The organism is archaeon CG10_big_fil_rev_8_21_14_0_10_43_11, from assembly GCA_002763265.1.
Taxonomy (GTDB): Archaea; Nanobdellota; Nanobdellia; order PEZQ01; family PEZQ01; genus PEZQ01.
Map to the genome: position 1 here is coordinate 1 of PEZQ01000009.1, position 17,009 is coordinate 17,009.

Sequence of the window (17,009 nt, forward strand, 5' to 3'; positions counted from 1 at the left end):
GCTGTTTCTTTTGCGTGCTCTGCAGACACAATGTCTGGTTCAGTTCGCAGTTCAATAAGCGGAATACCAATGCGGTCAAGGCGATAGGTTACTGTGTTGTCTGTCTCATCCATTTTTCGTCCCGCATCTTCTTCAAGACTGAGCATGTTTACGCGAACAGGTCCTTTTTTTGTGTCAATGTGACCATCTTCGCCAAGAAGCGCAGTTCGCTGAAAACCAGCGGTGTTGCTGCCGTCAACTACTGCTTTTCTCATGACAAAGATTTCATCAAGAATTTTCATGTTCAACAGGAATGCTACTTGCAAAGCCACACCTAACGCGTCAGAGTCAATGTTATGTGGGGGCTCTTCATCAATGTCAACCAAACAATCATTTTGGTCATAACATTCGTAGATGAATGTCTTGTCTTTTGCGCTCTCAAGCTTTGCTGCAACATCAATTTCTCCCATTTCTCCTGCAACACTCGTGAGCTTTCGCATAATAGTATAATCAGGCGTATCAAAACGCAACTGGGACGGACAGTCACAAAATAATTTATGCGTGTCAAGCTGCACATGCAGTTCAAGACCGCACTTGAATCCAAGCTTTTTGTAATCAATCATCTTTTTTTCACCAGTTAGTAGAGAAATGTGTCAACAAGCGAGCGCGTGCCAAACTCTCGTGCCATGTTTGTTTGCATAAGTTCACGCACTTTTTTTGCATCCTTGGTCTGACCAAGCACCCACGCGAGTTTGATAAACGCGGTTTCTGAAAGCATGTCATAACCATTCATAAACCCAATATCACGAAGCACCCTGCCGTTCGAGTACACAAGCAGGCTTGTCCGTCCGTATACACATTGCGAGGTTTGCACAAAAAACACGCCCTTTTTTGCAGCAGCGCGCAAATGAGGTTCCCAAGATGGCGTTGCATTGATTGGCACGTGACCAAAGCCTGTTCCTTCAATCACAAAACCTTTGACGCCGTCTTTGACAAGAAAATCAATCATTTTTGGATTGCTGTTTGGATGCACTTTAATGAGGGCAACGTCCTTGCTAAACTTGTTTGAAAACGTAACCGCACGTTTTTTGTCGCGTTTCTTATAGACCTCACTGAGCAGTTCCATATTGCCATTTGGCCAGATTTTTGCTAATGGAAGCTCGTTTACTGAGCGAAATGCGTCTCTGCGTTCAGTGTGAAGTTTTCTTGCATGGGTTCCACGAATAGCAAAACAATAATCATCATTTGTTGTTGCATGCATTACAACTGCAACTTCAGCAACATCGCTCAAACAATAATGAACCGCGCAGGTAAGGTTCATGACGCCATCAGCACTGCCTCGGTCGCTTGAACGCTGCGCGCCAACAACCGCAATAGGCTTATTGAGCCCTTGAAACGCAAATGAAAGCGCAGACGCGGTGTAGTGCAAAGTGTCAGTGCCGTGCGTTACAATCACTGCATCTGAGGTTTTAAGCTCTTTATTGACTGCATCACACAATGTTTTGTAATCATCAAAATCCATATCCTCACTAAGCTTAGTAAAAGGAGTGACGAGTTTGAGGTTGCAAAGTTGCAATAGTTTTGGATTAATAGAAAGAAATTCCTCAGGTTTTGAAAGAGCGCGCACGGCGCCGGTCTGGTAATCAACTTTTGACGCAATGGTGCCGCCTGTTGCAACAATGCTGATTGTTGGCAATTTCTTGTTAAAAGACGCCTTAATTTTTTGTGAAGTTGTTTTTGACCTCTTCTGAGGCACAATTTTTTTGATGCGCGAAAAGTCAATGCCAATATTATATCCGTTGGCAAGTTTAAGAACCAGCGTTTTTGCCTGCTCATCAGGTGAAGGCATAATTGTTCCTTCATATTCCTTACCTGCGCACAAAACGCGAACATCCTGCGGGATTGAGAGTGTTTTTCCTGCAAGCGTGTTAATTTTTTTAGCGTACATCAAAACAAACCTAGCGCATTCTCATTTATAATTGTTCTTGCACAAAATCGGCAAAAATAAATGCGTGTGCGTACAGGAATTAAGAGATTAAAGAAATATATTTAAACAAGAACTGCTAAGAAAAGAGTGGACGCAATTTTCTTTGGAGCAGTGGTAACTTTGAGCACTTATTCCAATCAATATAGTCTCACAGGTATAAATGCTTTTTATAGTGAAGAATATCAACTTCACGTATAAAAACCTTTATGGTAAAAAAGATAGGGGGAGTCGCAAAATGGACTTCATAGTACAAAACGCATTGGATAAAAAAGATATAATGGGAATCGAAGCAGGTCTTGAAAGTCAAGCAACAATCAAAGTAGTGGGTTCAGGGGGTTGTGGTAACAACATGGTTCACTGGTTGTACCACAAAGGAGTGAGTGGTGCTGAAATCATCGCCATGAACACTGACACGCAACACTTAGATGCTCGCGACGCTGACGTCAAGATTCTGCTTGGAAAAGAAATAACTAGCGGACTAGGTGCAGGAGGCTATCCTGACGTGGGCGCAAACGCTGCTCGCGAGTCTGCAAACGAAATCAAAGAAGGTTTGCGCGGAACAGACATGCTCTTTATCTGCGCAGGACTTGGAGGAGGAACCGGAACTGGCTCAGCTCCTGAGATTGCAAAGATTGCGCGTGACATGGGTTCAATTGTTATTGGAACGGTTACCATGCCATTCAAGATTGAGCGAGCTCGCATTGAGAAAGCTGAATTTGGTCTTTCACAACTGCGCCAAGTCTGCGACACGGTCATCGTGGTTGACAACAACCGCCTTGTTGAGCTTGCCGGTAACCTGCCTGTTGAGAAAGCATTTGCTGTTGCAAACGAACTTGTCTCAACCATGATTAAAGCAATTGTAGAAACAATCGCACTGCCATCACTAGTCAACTTAGACTTTGCTGATGTCAAAGCAATCATGTCACAGGGCGGCGTTGCAGCAATTGGTGTTGGCGAAAGCGACACTGAGCGACGCGTAGAAGAGGCAGTAAACAAAGCACTCATGAACCCGTTGCTTGACGTTTCCTACAAAGGCGCTGACGGCGCGTTGATTCACATCACGGGCGGTCCAGACCTCACACTTGAGGAAGTCAACACAGCAGGAGAGCTTATCACAGAAAACCTTGACCAGGATGCAAATGTTATCTGGGGTGCGCGCATCACAGACGACATGAAAGGAAAAATCCGCGTCATGGCAATCGTGACTGGCGTGCGAAGCCCCTACATTCTTGGCGCTCTTGACTACAAGAAGCCAAGCATTCAAGCAGAGCAAGTCAGCGAAGACCTTGGAATTCGAATGATCTAAAGTGAATAGCCCTTCGGGGCTATCCTTACCTTTTTATTTTTAAAGCGTTCTAACAATGATTAGTATGAAAAAATACATTATTTTCTCGGGTAAAGATTACCTCTACATACGAGCAGAAAAAGAAGGTTTGGTAAGTGATAAGTCTTTGTACTGCATGATTGAAAATATTTACAAGCCTAACATGGTTTCTCTTCGCATGAATACTCACGCGCCTGAGCAAAGCTTTTTTGGCAGAATTTTTTCAAAATTCTCAAAAAAGAAATTAGACAAAAAAGATTTAGAAGACATTGCTATTTTAGACTAGGTACCCTCTATGGCGCTCGATATTGTTTCACTCGTTGGATTTGTAGCAGGATTCTTAGGAACCATCGCTACTGTGCCTCAAGTGATTAAAACATTTCAAACCAAAAAAGCAGATGACATCTCACTTGGCATGTATGTGATTCTCACCACAGCCATTTTCTTGTGGGCTGTGTACGGATACTTGCGCGCTGACGCGCCAATTGCAATTGCAAACAGCATATCAACACTGCTCGTTGGCACAGTGCTTGTTATGAAACTCAAATACCGTTAAGCACATCACCTGCTTGTTTTGCCGTACTTTTCAAAAAACACTTTCGTGTCAAGAGGGTAGCGTTTTGGCTCAGGAGGCTTCTCACCCTTAGGTCCAACCGGAATGAGGGCGTGCACATCAATCTTGTCGGGAATAGCGAGAACGCGCTTAACCCACTTCTCATCAAAACTGCCGACCCAGCACGCGCCAAGATCCAATTCTTCTGCGGCAAGCAACAGATTTTGGATTGATGCTGCAATACTTTGTGTTGCAAAAAATTCGGCGCGCGAGCCGTACACGCGCTTTACTCGCTCAATATCTGAGAGTACCACAATGATAAGCGGAGCTTCTGCCATCCAAAACTGGGCGTGGCAAGCACTTGCAAGTTCCAAGCGCATGTGCTCGTCTTCTACGAGAATAAATTTCCAGTTATCCAAGTTTCCTGCTGAAGGCGCGCGGTCTGCAGCATCCAACAATTTGAATATCTGCTCACGCTCAATAGGATAGCTCAAAAAGCGGCGCGTAGAGCGGCGATGCATGAGCGCGTCAAAAAGTTCCATACGTTTTGTACTACTAACGCGGTAAAACTACTAAAACTTTATGAAACAAAAAACCCTAACAAACACTATGGATTACCAAGAGCTTGCAGACGTGTACGAACAGCTTGACAAAACAACAAAAAATCTTGAAAAACGGGATATTATTGCTGATTTCCTCAAGCGCACACCAAAAAGCGAGCTTGCAAACGTGATTCTTTTTCTTAATGGTGAAATTTTTCCAAGCGTGAGCGAAGAAGTGCTTGGCATTGCAGACAAAATGGTGCTTAAAGCACTCTCAAAAATCACCGGAAAAAACGAGAACGCAATCACAAACGTGTGGAAAGAAAAAGGTGATTTAGGTCTTGTAGCAGAACAGGTGGTAAAAAAGAAAACGCAAACCACACTCTCACAAGAAAAACTTACAATTTCATACGTGATGGAAATTTTGCGCGCAATTGCACGCTTTGAAGGAGAGAACAGCACGCAAAAAAAGACCGGAAGTCTTGCAAAACTCCTCAGCTCAGCAAAGCCAAAAGAAGCGCGCTACATCACGCGCACCGCGCTTGGTGACCTGCGCATTGGCGTAGGGTTTGGCATTATCCGCGACGCAATTGTAAAAGCATTTAATGTTGAAAAAGAACACGTCCAGCACGCGTATGATTTTCGTTCAGACCTCAGTGAACTTGTTCTTCTTGCAAAAGAAAGCGGAAACAAAGGACTCAAGAATGTTGACCTTAAAGTAGGAAAGCCGCTTCGACTCATGCTCTACCAAAAAGCGCAGGGAATTAGCAATGGTTTTACGCGCGTTGGTGCGCCCGCTGCAATTGAATACAAGTATGACGGCATGCGCGTGCAATGCCACTTCAAAAAAGGAGAAGTCACGCTTTTCACGCGCCGCCTTGATGACGTGACAAAACAGTTTCCCGACCTTGTTGGCGCACTCAAAGAACACGTGTCATGCAAGGAGTGTATTCTTGAAGGTGAAGCAGTTGCATACAACTCGAAAACAAAAGAGTATGTTCCATTTCAAATTCTTGGAAAACGCATCAAGCGAAAGCACCGTATTGATGAGATTGCAAAAAAAATCCCTGTTGTGCTCTACGTGTTTGACATGCTTTACTTAGAGGGAAAAAACCTGCTTCTTGAACCGTTTAAAAAACGCAGAGCAGCACTCGAGCGTATTGTACGCAAAAAAGCGTGGCAAGTTGAACTTGCAAAACAAGTCATCACAGGAAATGAAGATAAAGCGCAGCGATTTTACAATGAAGCGCTTGAAAAGCATCAGGAAGGTGTGATGATGAAAAAGCTTGATGCACAATACCAACCAGGAAGCAGGGTTGGGTTTGGTGTTAAAGTCAAACCCATTCTCGAACCGCTTGACCTTGTTATTACGGGAGCGATTTGGGGTGAAGGAAAGCGGGGCAAGTGGCTGAGCAGTTATGTTCTTTCATGCAAAAAAGGAGATGTGCTTGCAGAGATTGGCAAAATGGCTACTGGTCTTTCAGAAGAACAATTTGAAGAAGTAACAAAACGACTTGAACCCCTCATCACCAAAACAAGCGGCAAGCGCGTTGAAGTGCAGCCAAAACTCGTTGTTGAAGTGGGGTATGAAGAAATCCAAAAAAGCCCCACATACAGCTCAGGATTTGCCCTTCGTTTTCCGCGCCTGATTCGCTTTCGCGATGATAAAGAAGAGCCTGATGACCTTGAGAGAATCAAGCGAATTTATCAAGACCAAAAATCGCTTTCACAAAAGCAGGCATAGCAAAACAAAACCTATTTTAATCACGCACATGTTGGTAATCCTTAGCAATGATTATCCGAAAAGAACAACTCCACAGGCTCAAAGAATTGTTTAATTTAAACCTCTACGAAGTCAAATTGTGGACTGCTCTTCTTGAAAAAGGTGACGCAAGCGCAGGAGAGTTAAGCAAGCTTGCAGAAGTACCGCGCTCGCGAAGCTATGACATTCTCGAAAGCCTTGAAAAAAAAGGATTCATCCTTGTTAAGCTTGGAAAACCAATCACGTACTCAGCCGTGCACCCTGAAGAAATTGTTGAACGATTCAAAACACGCGTAACCCAGGAGAAATCGCGCATAATAGAACGTATTGACCACATCAAAGAGCATGAACTATTCAAAACCTTAGTAAACACGTACGCACAAAGCGGAACAAGCGCACAGGACAGTAACGCAAACGGCGTGAAAGGCAGACAAAACATTTACGCACGACTGCACGAAATGATGCGAAACGCCAAACACTCAGTGAAGATTGCAACAAGTGAACAAGGCGTGTTTCGAAAAACAAGCGAACTGTCTGACGCAATTAAAAGTGCAAAACAAAATGGAGCAAAAATCCACTTTCTTGTCCCAAGCATGCCAAACACCGAGTACGAAGATATAGTGGTGCGCGAGAATCAAACACTCAACATGCGCTTTGCTCTTGTTGATGATGAACAACTGCTTCTCATCCTCAACCCGGACACCGATGATAAGGAAGCAAACGAACATGGCGTGTGGGTAAAAAGCCCGTACGTTGCTAAAGCGTTCTCAACCATTTTTGATGAGTTTAGTAACTAAAACGTGTGACTTAGTGCTTTTTCAAATGGTGAACTGTCCCGCACGCTACGTGCATTGCTAATTGATTAAATCACCGTTTATACGCATTTACTTTTTGAGCACAATGGTTTTTGCGCGAAGCATGCCCTGCAATTCTTTTATGTCATGCGCGTGTTTTGCTTTAAGAGTCAAACTATCAATTTCTGCACCAAGACTGAGTTGTTGTTTTTGCTTTTCCTCTCGTGTTTTATTGATGAATTCAACAATCTCGTCACCAACGGTTTTGTAGTCTTTTTTAAGATACTTCTTCTCAACAGCAGGCAATTGCTCTAAGTGAATAGATGTTTTTGCTTCAAACAAGCCATGCCAGATTTCTTCAGCAATAAATGGCGTAAAAGGTGCGAGCATGAGCAAACACTCTTTGAGAACCGCGCGAAGCGTGTGGATTGCCGCGTTTTTACTGTCCTCTCCAAACTCTTCAACTCTGTACAAGCGGTGTTTAACCATTTCAATGTAGTAATCTGCAAACACATGCCAAATGAAGTTTCGTGTTGCACGAAGCGCGTTTCCAAACGTACGTGCGTCCATGTTTTTCCAGTACTCTTTTTTGAGCATGTTTAATTCATGCAAGACCCACCTATCGCTTGGCTGTAACTTCTTTGGCCTCAACGCACTTGCGTGGTTTTCAATAAAGCGCGAAATATTCCACAATTTAGTGAGAAACTTGTCAGCATGCTTAAGCTCTTCCCATGAGAAAGGAAAATCATCACTGCCAATAGGCAGGGCTCCCCACTGTCTGACTACATCTCCACCATACTGGGCGAGCACGTCATCAGGGTCAACGGTGTTGCCAAAACTCTTACTCATTTTCCTGCCATCAGTTCCTGCAACCATGCCATGAATGATTGCTTCTTTCCACGGAATTTTTCCGGTTAATTGCTTGCTTCTAAAAAGCGTGTAAAAAAGCCAGGTTCGAATAATTTCATACCCCTGCGGTCGAAGGCTTGTAGGATAGGTCTTACTAAAGAAATGGTCATCTTCCCAGAATTTTGCGATTTTAAGCGCAGACATTGACGAGTCAATCCAGCAGTCACATACGTCATCTTCAGGAATGAGATTTTTTCCTTTGCATGCAGGACACGCACTTGTTGGCGCTTTTGCAAGCACCGGGTTAACGGGCAAATCTTTTTCTTTTGCAGGAACAATCTCACCACAGTCATTACAGTACCAGAACGGTATTGGCGTGCCAAAGGTTCGCTGGCGCGAAATAATCCAATCCCAGTCAAGCGATTTTGCCCAATCCTCAAGGCGCTTATATTCCTTTTTTGGATACCACGCAATCTTTTTTGCATCAGCAATAATGTCTTTGGTAAACGTTTTAACCGTAATAAACCACTGTTCAACAGGAAGCAATTCAATTGGTGAAAGACAGCTTCCGCGCTCAGTGTGCGCAAGCACTCGTGATGGATAATTTTTGATATCCCGCACAAGTCCTTTTTTTTCAAGAACTGCAAGCACGGCTTTTCGCGCTTCAAGAACAGTCATGCCATCATAGTCTCCTGTGTTTTTCATGCGGCCATCAGTAGTAATTATATCATATGAAGGGAGCTTGTAGCGTTTTTGCCATGCAATATCTTGTTCGTCACCATACGTGCAGAGATAAACTACGCCAGTTCCAAAATCTTTGTCAACATCTTTGTCAGCAAGAATGCTAACACTCCTGCCACTAATAGGCAATAGCACTTTTTTGCCAACAAGGTGTTTATAGCGCTCATCCTGGGGGTGAGCGAAAACAGCAGCGCATGCAGGCATCATTTCGGGACGCGACGTTGCGATTGTAATGTGACCTTTTTTGTCTTCAAGAGGCAAATCAATTGCGTACAAGGTTCCTTGCTTATCAAGATATCCCACTTCGGCTTTTGCAAGAGCGGTTTCACAGTTTGTGCAAAACAAGACAGGATGCTTTGCGCGATAGAGTAATCCTTTTTTGTAGAATTTAAGCAGGCTTTTTTGTACGAGTCGTTTATAATCATCATTCATAGTGCGGTACTCATAGCGCCAGTCAGTTGAGTACCCAATCTGGTTGCATTGCTCTTTCATGTGTTCTGCAGCCTTGTGCGTCCATTCAACACATTTTTCAATGAATTTTTTTGTATCACGCGGGCTCACCCCATATTCGCGCTCAACTTTCATCTCTGTTGGGAGTCCGTGACAATCAAAACCCTGCGGGAGATACACATTTTTTCCGCGCATGCGCTCAAAACGTGCAAGAATGTCTATCCAGGTAAAATCAAGCACGTGACCCATGTGCAGGGTGCCTGAGGTGAATGGTGGTGGCGTGTCAATACCATAATTTATATCCTTAAGGGTAAAATTGTAGGTTCCCTGCTTTTTCCAGGAAACAATCCATTTTTTTTCAACAGATTTTATGTCATAACGCTTGTCTAGAGTCATTGCTAACCTCTCCAAATATAGTTTTGTATAAAAAAGGTTTTGATAACACTAATAGAGCGGCAATACGGGACATTCACCCATCAAGGCAGTTCTATTCATAGTAAAAAACATTATTTCTCAATTATTTAAAAAGGTATGGGTAAACAAGAAAGGCACGATTGCTCTATCAAGAGCAAAACTAACACCCTGCTTTGCGCTCGTTGAAAGAAGTGATTCAAGAAGTGATGCTTGACGCGCATACTCCACAAACTGAATCTTGTTTGCACGGGTAATTGATTTAAGATATGCATCCAGTTCTTTTGAACCGCCAATTTCATCAACAAAACCCTGCACAACCCCTTCTCTTCCAAGCACGACTGCGCCGGTTTTGGCAAACGCTATTTGCGCGTCTGAAAGGTTTCGCTTTTGTGCCACATCATTCAAGAAAAGAAAAAGCATTTCATCAATCATTGCCTGCATATCTGCTGCTTCTTTAGCAGTTACCGCTCGAAATGGGGCACCAACATCTTTTTGCTCACCGCTTACAACGCGCACGTACGTCACGTTAAAGTCATCAAGCAATCCGCTAAACTCTAAGTAGCCGCCGTTCACGCCAATACTTCCTACTGTGCTCAGTTCGCTTGCAATAATATAGTCTGAAGACGCAGCAGCCCAGTACGCACCGCTTGCGCCAACCTCTCTAATAATGCTTACAACCGGTTTTCGCACCGCGCTAACCGCACTTTGCAGTTCATATGACGCAACAGGATAGCCTCCCGGCGAATTAATGTCTAACATGATTGCTTTAATTTCCGGGTCATTGTCAGCCTGCTCAAGGGAAAGAATAATGTCGCGAATTGAATTTGTTCCCTGAAGAAAATCTGATTCAAACGCGATAAAACCAGTAACCGGAATATTTGCAACATTTGAAACACCGGCAAGCCGCTCATATGCTCCGGGAATCAGGCTTGAGAGAAGAACCGTGAGCAATCCTACACCCAGAATAAAAAAGAGGTAGCGCGTAAAATTTCCCATTACTTGTTCAAAAGACATGCTTGCTAAAAAAGGTTATTGGTGAAGTGAATCAAACAATGCTTTTGCGCGCGCCTTAAGCTCATCAAATGAACCGTTATTTTCAATGGTAATATCTGCAAGGGCTTCGCACGCGTCAAGCAATTGACCGTGGGTTCCCTGGTCTTTGCCATGCTCAATATGCTCAAGTTCACAAAATTCTTCCCACGTTTGAGGGTCATTTTCTCTTCCACGCGCGTGCATTCGTGAAAAGCGAACGTGCGGGTCTGCGACCACCGTTATGAGCACAAAATCTTTGCCAAACAATTCGCGAAATGCAAGCACTTCTCCGGGGTTTCTAATTGATTCAACAATGGCGGGAAAAGACAGGGTTTTTGCAAGCATGTCAACAAGAATGCCCGCACCCCCTTCTTCGCGCAACTGATTACCAAGCGCAATAAGATTATCACGCGTCAACTCTTTTTCACGTTTTCTCAATTCACCGCGCAGCATATCTGAAATTGAATAATCAGTATACCCATTGTATTCTTTGAGAAACTGTTTGAGTGCGCCCTTGCCAGCACACACTTTTCCCGTAATCCCCACAACCCGCATGATGTGCAAGCCCCACACACTTAGGTAAAAAAAAGGTTGTGCTCGTGCAGGTATAGATTTATAGACAAAGCGCGCATAACCTACTACTATGCTTCGCGTGTTCTTCTTGAGCATTCTCGTGGTTGGCACGCTCCTCTTTATTGCGGGAATGTCCCAACAAAACGAAGTGTGCACAGATTGCAATGTTATTCTCATCTCACTTGATTCAGTGCGAACCGACATGGTGGGTGTGTATGGTTCGTTGTGGAATGCAACACCCGCACTTGACGCGTTTTCTAAAGACGCGCTCGTATTTGAGAACGCGTACAGCACAACTTCGTACACGCTTCCCGCACATGCGAGCATGCTTACCGGCCTCTACCCTTTAACGCATGGCATCTTTCATGACATAACCCAAGAGTGCGAGGGCGTGCAGTGCGTGCGCGATATACACGACCCCATGATGCAAGATCTACTCAAAAAACAAGGTTATGCTACTGCAGGATTTGTTTCAGGAGCGTATGTTTCAGAAGCATTTGGCTTTTCCAAAGGCTTTGACACGTACCAAAACCATCTGCAACCCGAGGTTGAACACTTCAACACAATCACGTCACAAATCATAACGCAAAAAGGCATTGAATGGATGGACGCGCACAAGAATAGGTCATTCTTTTTGTTTCTTCACTATTTTGACCCGCACTACAACTACCTTGCAAACAAAACCTACCCTCACGACGTCTTGCCCTCATACGCAGGCGACTTGCAGGCGCTAGACGGTGTTATTAACCGTGACGGAGAATGGACAATCAACAAAACCATAAGCAGTGAAGACAGAGAGTATGTATTTGCAAATTATGCAGGAGACCTTGCCTACACTGACGCGTACATAAAACGCGTTATTGAATATCTTAAAGCAGAAGGATTGTATGAAAAGACCATACTTATCATCACGTCAGATCATGGTGACGAATTTTTTGAACACGGTTCAATCGGGCACAAAGGAACGCTCTACGCACCAGTGCACCACATCCCGCTTATTGTGCGCGTTCCAGGAATTACTGCACGAAGAGTGCGTCAACTCGTGTCACATGTTGATATTTTGCCAACCGTTCTTTTAGCGCTTAACTTTTCAAACACCACCCCCATAGAAGGTGTATCGCTTCTCACTCCCCTGCCTGAGAGAATCATTTACCAAGATTATTTGGACAAAAGCGGTGTAAACAATTCAGGAGCGCATTGGTGTGATGATACCCAGTGTTTTACGTATGTGCACGCAAATGGTTCACAACCAGAACTGTATGACATAACCCGCGACCCGCAGGAATCACAAAACATCTATGAAACATCCTTAAACAAAGTGAGCGCGCTCGAACAACACCTTGCAAACCGCAGAGCATCAGTCAACCTCACTGCTATTATTAACCTCACTGATGACGGCAATGGCGCGCGTCTTGCAATTCTCCTTGACGAAATGGGCTTCAACCCGCAAGGTTAACCTTTAAAAATGAGCGTGTCATGCTCTAGAATCATGAACGCAACCCAGCTTTTGCTCCACAACATCCGCATTGGCAGCATACAAACGCGCGACGAACTAGACCGGGCTAAAAAGCGTGTTGGAAAACAGTTCGGGCTAAGCAACATGGTTGCAAACAGTGACATCATTGCACTCATGAGCGATAATGAGCTTGACCGGTTTCGCGCGCTCCTGCAGCGAAAACCGTCACGAAAAGCAAGCGGGGTGAGCGTAGTCGCGGTCATGACAAAACCCTCCCGTTGCCCGCATGGTCGTTGCACCTTTTGTCCTGGCGGAGAAAAAAGTGTGTTTGGAGACGTTCCCCAATCTTACACCGGCAAAGAACCGGCAAGCATGCGCGGCGCACAACACCACTACGACCCGTATGCGCAAGTGTTTAGCAGGCTCAAACAGTACTATGATGTTGGTCACGTGCCAAGCAAAATTGAACTTATCATTATGGGCGGCACGTTTCTCAGTTATGAAGATGACTATAAGCAAGAATTTATCACACGCTGTTTTCAGGCACTTAATGAGTTTCCTCACAAACAAGAAAATAAACGACCCAGTCTTGAGAACGTGCAATTAGCAAATGAAACAGCAAAGCACCGGTGTGTTTCGTTAGTGGTTGAAACAAAGCCCGACTGGCTTGATGTTGAGGAAGTCATGCGCTATGGCGCAACGCGTGTTGAAATCGGCGTGCAATGCCTGCGCAATGACGTACTCAAAAGCACGCAGCGCGGCCATGACCTTAACGACGTGTGGGAAGCAACAAAAAAACTCAAAGATGCAGGACTCAAATGCGATTACCATATGATGCTCAAACTGCCGGGCATGAGCAAAGATGAAGATATCATGCAATTCAAAACCTTATTTGAAGATGAACGCTACCAACCAGACGGCTTGAAAATGTATCCAACACTGGTTATTAGAGGAACTGTTCTCTACAAGCTCTTTGAGCAGGGCAGGTATGAACCTGCTGATGACGCGTATGTTATTGACGTGTTGAGCAAGGCAAAAACATTTCTTCCCGAATACGTGCGCGTCAAACGCATCATGCGTGACATTCCAACAACACAAGTGTTTAAAGGACCGCGCGCGGGAAATATTCGCGAACAAATCTGGAAACGAATGAAAACCCCCTGCAGGTGCATTCGCTGCAGGGAGATTGGCAGAAATACAACCCACACTATCGTGCCTGAGCTTCGTGTCAAAAGCTATGCAGCAAGTGGGGGCACTGACTATTTTATTAGCATTAATGACAAAGCATCTGATTCACTTATTGGATTCGCGCGGCTTCGCATTAGTCCTGCGGGCGCGTTTATTCGCGAACTGCACGTGTACGGCTCACAAACACCTGTAGGAGATGAGGGTGTTGCATTCCAACACAAAGGTTTTGGAAAACAGCTTATGGCTAAAGCTGAAGAGCTTGCAAAAAAGAATAGTGCAAAAAAGCTTCGCGTTGTATCAGGCGTTGGCGTGCGCGAGTATTACCGCACGCTTGGCTATACGCGTGATGGACCCTACATGACTAAATATTTCTAAATCAGATGTTTTTATCTAAAGATTTAAATATTCATCTTGTTGATTCCGCGAGTATGAGCATGTATCCTGTTGTAAATGATGATTACCTCAATGGCTGGCGCAGTCTTGAGTCAATTACCTTTGACCCGGATAAAATGCACATAGAAAGCGTTAAGATGCAGACGCTCAAGACTAGTTATCCTTACGCACTTATTGATTCAATCATTGGACTCGTTGAAGATGAAGTTATCTGGAATATGACTCATGGGTATTTGCATAATTTCTGGATTGCAAACGTACTCAAACAAGAGACTGCATACGAACCAACAAATAAGAGAGAAAAACAAATAATTGCCAGAGAAAAGCAAGCATCATTTTTTGAGGATGCTATTCACTTTTTAAAACTTGCACATTACATTAAAAGCGTCCCTCCAGAAAAACGTAATGATGCACTTGCAATGCTTGCGATTGCTCAAAACGAGTATTGGACAAAAGCAACATTCTTCTAAGGCGAGCAACCATGCATAAGTACCTTCTCAAAAGCAGCGATTCAATGGAGAAATTGAGCGCAGACTTTCCTCGACTCACTCCTGTTGATGTGAAACAAACACCTTTCACGTTCATACGCATGATTGACCAATGGGGTGACCTTGCCTGCGTGGAAGACGGGTATGACATGATTGCGCATGAGGACATGGGTTTTATAAAACGCCTTGAGCAGCCATTTCTCATTTTTACCGGCACAAACTGGCTGCACAACGTGACTGCATATTATGTTTGGGAAGTGTATAAAAAACAACAGGATTTTGACCTTATCGTATTTGACGCGCACCTTGACCTTATGAGTGCAGGAGACCACGCTCCTGATGACATGATAGAGTATCACAACTACATGAAATCGCTTCTTATTGCCGTTGGAAAAGACGTGAATGCGTTTAATATTGGTTCTGCTTATAATCAGGGCTCACTGTATCGCAAAGGAGATTGCTTTAAAAGAGAGTCTCCTCTTGGTTTTGAACACACCTACTTTGTGAATATAACCCTCGATGATATTCTTGAAAAAAGCAAGAAAAAAGTCTATGTCTCAATTGACCTTGACTGTTTGTGGGGTTTTCCAACAGACGCGAGCAGCGGCAGGATGACTAAAAAAACACTCCAAGAACACGCCACGCGCATTAGCCATGAAAAAGAGCTTGTGGGAGTTGATGTGTGTGGCATTCAGGGAATGTACCGTACCAAGCACAACGGCTACGTCTCAGGAAAAGAAATTATTCCCCAACTTTTAGCCTGTTTCTAGTGCAGAGCAAAAATACCAAAACCTTAAAAACTGCTTGTGCACTTCTAAAAACACACCACTATTAATAGCCCCGTAGTGTAGTGGCCAAGCATGCGAGGCTTTGAACCTCGTGACCCAGGTTCGAATCCTGGCGGGGCTATATCCATTCAACTGATAATAGCGGGTCACTCGCAAAGGACTTTGATGTCATTTTATATTAAATGCTTTTAGAATTCTTTTTTTGCACGTATCAAAGTTATCGTAAATATTTGTTAATCTTTTTATTTCTTCATTATAGATGCTTTTTTTCTCTTCTAGTTTTTCTTTAAATTCTTTTTTGTTAAATTTCTTATTATATGTTTTTAATTTCTTATTTATTAGTTCAAAATCTATTTTCGCCCCATTTAGTAATAATTCATTCAAGTCATATACATCTCTTGCTTTGTACCTCGTGATTATTGCTCTTACTTTTTCTGACAATATTTCTTCTTCGTTGAGTGCCAACAAGAAATATTGTGGCAAATCTTTATATATGGGTCTTATTATTTTTTTTAGCAATGCATTATATGTGTCGTGTTCTCTGAAGTCAAAAGATATTTTACAGAGTGATTGTTTAGAGCCATCATATAATATTCCTTGAAATTGCACACTGAAACTTGTTCCGAATCTTGTTTTATGGCGGTCTATGATTTTTGTTTTAAAGACGGTTTCTATGAATTTTATTATTGTATTAATGTCTAAACTAACATAATTAAAGTCTAAGTCTTCCGAGAATCTTTTTATTCCGTAGCATTTTTGCAGGCAAGTTCCTCCTTTAAAGTATATTGTATTAAATTTTTCAAATAGTTTTGCAAGAATAAGATGCTGGTAGTAATCTAATTCTAATTGTGCTAAATTATAATTTAGTTTTGCAGAATATGTTTTTAGTTCATTTTTTTCCATTTATAATTCCTCATTTATTATAAGTTTCCATTCAGTGTTTTTTATTCCTTTATTACTTAAATTTTTGTTTAATTTTTCATATTTATTGTTTATTTTCAGTTTTTTTATTTCTATTCCACATAATTCTAGCAAATATCCAGTTCTTTTGTTAAGTGTTGAAGAATTAATCATTCTGAGATATTCGCTTATCAAATCTATATTTAATATCTCTTTATATTTTTTTATTAAATCAACAACATCTGTTAAATAGACTTTTGAAGAAAAATATATACAATCAATTATAGTCTTTTCAATAGAAGATATAAACACATCTGTGTTGTTTATTTTAATTTTTTCATAGCCAAAAAACATTTCTTTTTTTACTTTGTGAAATTGAATTTTTATTTCTTTAATTTTTTGGTTTTTTAATATATTTTTTGTTATAAGGTCAAGGTTGTTGTATCTTTGCGTTGTACTTTCATAATACTCCAATGCGGAATGAAGTGCTATGTATGATTCTTTGTAGATATTTTGTAGTAAAAACTTATTTTCAATAGCATTTATTGAATAATAGCCTTTTTTTAACCTGAAAATTTTCTTTTGCTTAGCTAATAAGTTTAGCTTAGTTTTTATAACTGTATTTGATTGACCGGTTATTTTTATAACATCATTTATTGTAAATATTTCTAGTTGAAGTTCTTGCAATTTTTGTTGAAGAAATATATAGTTCATACTTCTGTGGTTAAAGTGGAACGTAGTTATATAACTTTTGTTTATTTAAAGTAATTAATAATAGTTACTTTAAGATAATGAA

Annotated in this window: 17 protein-coding genes and 1 tRNA gene; 10 read left to right on the plus strand and 8 right to left on the minus strand. The window is 42.4% G+C overall.

Annotated elements, in window-relative coordinates; all coding sequences use genetic code 11:
* Together COT72_04720 and COT72_04725 are read right to left on the minus strand one after the other, a co-directional pair.
* Positions 1-602, minus strand: a 602-nt coding sequence (locus COT72_04720) for a Glu-tRNA(Gln) amidotransferase GatDE subunit E (GenBank protein ID PIN99712.1), incomplete at its 3' end; no start/stop codon positions are given.
* 14 nt (positions 603-616) lie between these two features.
* Entirely contained in the window at positions 617-1,927 is a 1,311-nt protein-coding gene (locus tag COT72_04725) for a Glu-tRNA(Gln) amidotransferase GatDE subunit D (GenBank protein ID PIN99713.1), read from the minus strand.
* A 274-nt stretch (positions 1,928-2,201) separates the two neighbouring features.
* Here COT72_04725 and ftsZ point away from each other — a divergent pair, with 274 nt between their 5' ends.
* The 3 genes from ftsZ (at position 2,202) to COT72_04740 (ending at position 3,846) form a co-directional block, all read left to right on the plus strand.
* Complete coding sequence (gene ftsZ, locus COT72_04730) at positions 2,202-3,272, plus strand: cell division protein FtsZ (GenBank protein ID PIN99771.1); 1,071 nt, start codon at positions 2,202-2,204, stop codon at positions 3,270-3,272.
* 64 nt (positions 3,273-3,336) lie between these two features.
* Entirely contained in the window at positions 3,337-3,576 is a 240-nt protein-coding gene (locus COT72_04735) for a hypothetical protein (GenBank protein PIN99714.1), read from the plus strand.
* Between the two features lie 9 nt (positions 3,577-3,585).
* Entirely contained in the window at positions 3,586-3,846 is a 261-nt protein-coding gene (locus COT72_04740) for a hypothetical protein (protein PIN99715.1), read from the plus strand.
* A 5-nt stretch (positions 3,847-3,851) separates the two neighbouring features.
* Here the strand turns inward: COT72_04740 and COT72_04745 are convergent, their stop codons facing one another.
* Complete coding sequence (locus tag COT72_04745; protein ID PIN99716.1) at positions 3,852-4,385, minus strand: nitroreductase; 534 nt, start codon at positions 4,383-4,385, stop codon at positions 3,852-3,854.
* A gap of 40 nt (positions 4,386-4,425) precedes the next feature.
* Between COT72_04745 and COT72_04750 the strand changes: the two genes are divergently transcribed.
* Together COT72_04750 and COT72_04755 are read left to right on the plus strand one after the other, a co-directional pair.
* Positions 4,426-6,129 carry a DNA ligase gene (locus tag COT72_04750; GenBank protein PIN99717.1) on the plus strand — a complete coding sequence of 568 codons (1,704 nt, stop codon included), beginning with the start codon at positions 4,426-4,428 and terminating at the stop codon, positions 6,127-6,129.
* Positions 6,130-6,176: 47 nt separating this feature from the next.
* Positions 6,177-6,944 carry a hypothetical protein gene (locus tag COT72_04755; GenBank protein PIN99718.1) on the plus strand — a complete coding sequence of 256 codons (768 nt, stop codon included), beginning with the start codon at positions 6,177-6,179 and terminating at the stop codon, positions 6,942-6,944.
* Positions 6,945-7,031: 87 nt separating this feature from the next.
* On the opposite strand, the gene COT72_04760 is transcribed toward COT72_04755, so the two are convergent.
* From COT72_04760 to COT72_04770, 3 genes are all read right to left on the minus strand, one after another.
* Positions 7,032-9,377 carry a valine--tRNA ligase gene (locus COT72_04760; protein PIN99719.1) on the minus strand — a complete coding sequence of 782 codons (2,346 nt, stop codon included), beginning with the start codon at positions 9,375-9,377 and terminating at the stop codon, positions 7,032-7,034.
* A 117-nt stretch (positions 9,378-9,494) separates the two neighbouring features.
* On the minus strand, positions 9,495-10,409 hold the full coding sequence (locus COT72_04765; protein PIN99720.1) for a hypothetical protein: 915 nt from the start codon (positions 10,407-10,409) through the stop codon (positions 9,495-9,497).
* Between the two features lie 15 nt (positions 10,410-10,424).
* Positions 10,425-10,982: a hypothetical protein gene (locus tag COT72_04770; GenBank protein ID PIN99721.1), complete on the minus strand. Its 558-nt coding sequence runs from the start codon at positions 10,980-10,982 to the stop codon at positions 10,425-10,427.
* A gap of 88 nt (positions 10,983-11,070) precedes the next feature.
* Between COT72_04770 and COT72_04775 the strand changes: the two genes are divergently transcribed.
* From COT72_04775 to COT72_04795, 5 genes are all read left to right on the plus strand, one after another.
* Positions 11,071-12,456: a hypothetical protein gene (locus COT72_04775; GenBank protein PIN99722.1), complete on the plus strand. Its 1,386-nt coding sequence runs from the start codon at positions 11,071-11,073 to the stop codon at positions 12,454-12,456.
* 9 nt (positions 12,457-12,465) lie between these two features.
* Positions 12,466-14,019, plus strand: a complete 1,554-nt coding sequence (locus COT72_04780) for a tRNA uridine(34) 5-carboxymethylaminomethyl modification radical SAM/GNAT enzyme Elp3 (protein ID PIN99723.1) — start codon at positions 12,466-12,468, stop codon at positions 14,017-14,019.
* Between the two features lie 53 nt (positions 14,020-14,072).
* A complete protein-coding gene (locus tag COT72_04785) occupies positions 14,073-14,507 on the plus strand; it encodes a hypothetical protein (GenBank protein ID PIN99724.1) in 435 nt (144 codons plus the stop codon).
* Positions 14,508-14,518: 11 nt separating this feature from the next.
* Positions 14,519-15,295, plus strand: coding sequence for a hypothetical protein (locus COT72_04790; GenBank protein ID PIN99725.1), 777 nt, complete (start codon positions 14,519-14,521; stop codon positions 15,293-15,295).
* A 66-nt stretch (positions 15,296-15,361) separates the two neighbouring features.
* Positions 15,362-15,434, plus strand: a tRNA-Gln gene (locus COT72_04795).
* Between the two features lie 47 nt (positions 15,435-15,481).
* Here COT72_04795 and COT72_04800 read toward each other — a convergent pair.
* Positions 15,482-16,216 (minus strand): hypothetical protein, encoded by a 735-nt coding sequence (locus COT72_04800; GenBank protein PIN99726.1) that lies wholly within the window; start codon positions 16,214-16,216, stop codon positions 15,482-15,484.
* Positions 16,217-16,927 (minus strand): hypothetical protein, encoded by a 711-nt coding sequence (locus COT72_04805; GenBank protein ID PIN99727.1) that lies wholly within the window; start codon positions 16,925-16,927, stop codon positions 16,217-16,219.
* Positions 16,928-17,009 lie beyond the last annotated feature (82 nt).

Bases quoted from the DNA above. Each gene is read 5' to 3' on its own strand.
- COT72_04725 (PIN99713.1), bottom strand. From the start codon at position 1,927: ATGTACGCTAAAAAAATTAACACGCTTGCAGGAAAAACACTCTCAATC.
- ftsZ (PIN99771.1), top strand. From the start codon at position 2,202: ATGGACTTCATAGTACAAAACGCATTGGATAAAAAAGATATAATGGGA.
- COT72_04735 (PIN99714.1), top strand. From the start codon at position 3,337: ATGAAAAAATACATTATTTTCTCGGGTAAAGATTACCTCTACATACGA.
- COT72_04740 (PIN99715.1), top strand. From the start codon at position 3,586: ATGGCGCTCGATATTGTTTCACTCGTTGGATTTGTAGCAGGATTCTTA.
- COT72_04745 (PIN99716.1), bottom strand. From the start codon at position 4,385: ATGGAACTTTTTGACGCGCTCATGCATCGCCGCTCTACGCGCCGCTTT.
- COT72_04750 (PIN99717.1), top strand. From the start codon at position 4,426: ATGAAACAAAAAACCCTAACAAACACTATGGATTACCAAGAGCTTGCA.
- COT72_04755 (PIN99718.1), top strand. From the start codon at position 6,177: ATGATTATCCGAAAAGAACAACTCCACAGGCTCAAAGAATTGTTTAAT.
- COT72_04760 (PIN99719.1), bottom strand. From the start codon at position 9,377: ATGACTCTAGACAAGCGTTATGACATAAAATCTGTTGAAAAAAAATGG.
- COT72_04765 (PIN99720.1), bottom strand. From the start codon at position 10,409: ATGTCTTTTGAACAAGTAATGGGAAATTTTACGCGCTACCTCTTTTTT.
- COT72_04770 (PIN99721.1), bottom strand. From the start codon at position 10,982: ATGCGGGTTGTGGGGATTACGGGAAAAGTGTGTGCTGGCAAGGGCGCA.
- COT72_04775 (PIN99722.1), top strand. From the start codon at position 11,071: ATGCTTCGCGTGTTCTTCTTGAGCATTCTCGTGGTTGGCACGCTCCTC.
- COT72_04780 (PIN99723.1), top strand. From the start codon at position 12,466: ATGAGCGTGTCATGCTCTAGAATCATGAACGCAACCCAGCTTTTGCTC.
- COT72_04785 (PIN99724.1), top strand. From the start codon at position 14,073: ATGAGCATGTATCCTGTTGTAAATGATGATTACCTCAATGGCTGGCGC.
- COT72_04790 (PIN99725.1), top strand. From the start codon at position 14,519: ATGCATAAGTACCTTCTCAAAAGCAGCGATTCAATGGAGAAATTGAGC.
- COT72_04800 (PIN99726.1), bottom strand. From the start codon at position 16,216: ATGGAAAAAAATGAACTAAAAACATATTCTGCAAAACTAAATTATAAT.
- COT72_04805 (PIN99727.1), bottom strand. From the start codon at position 16,927: ATGAACTATATATTTCTTCAACAAAAATTGCAAGAACTTCAACTAGAA.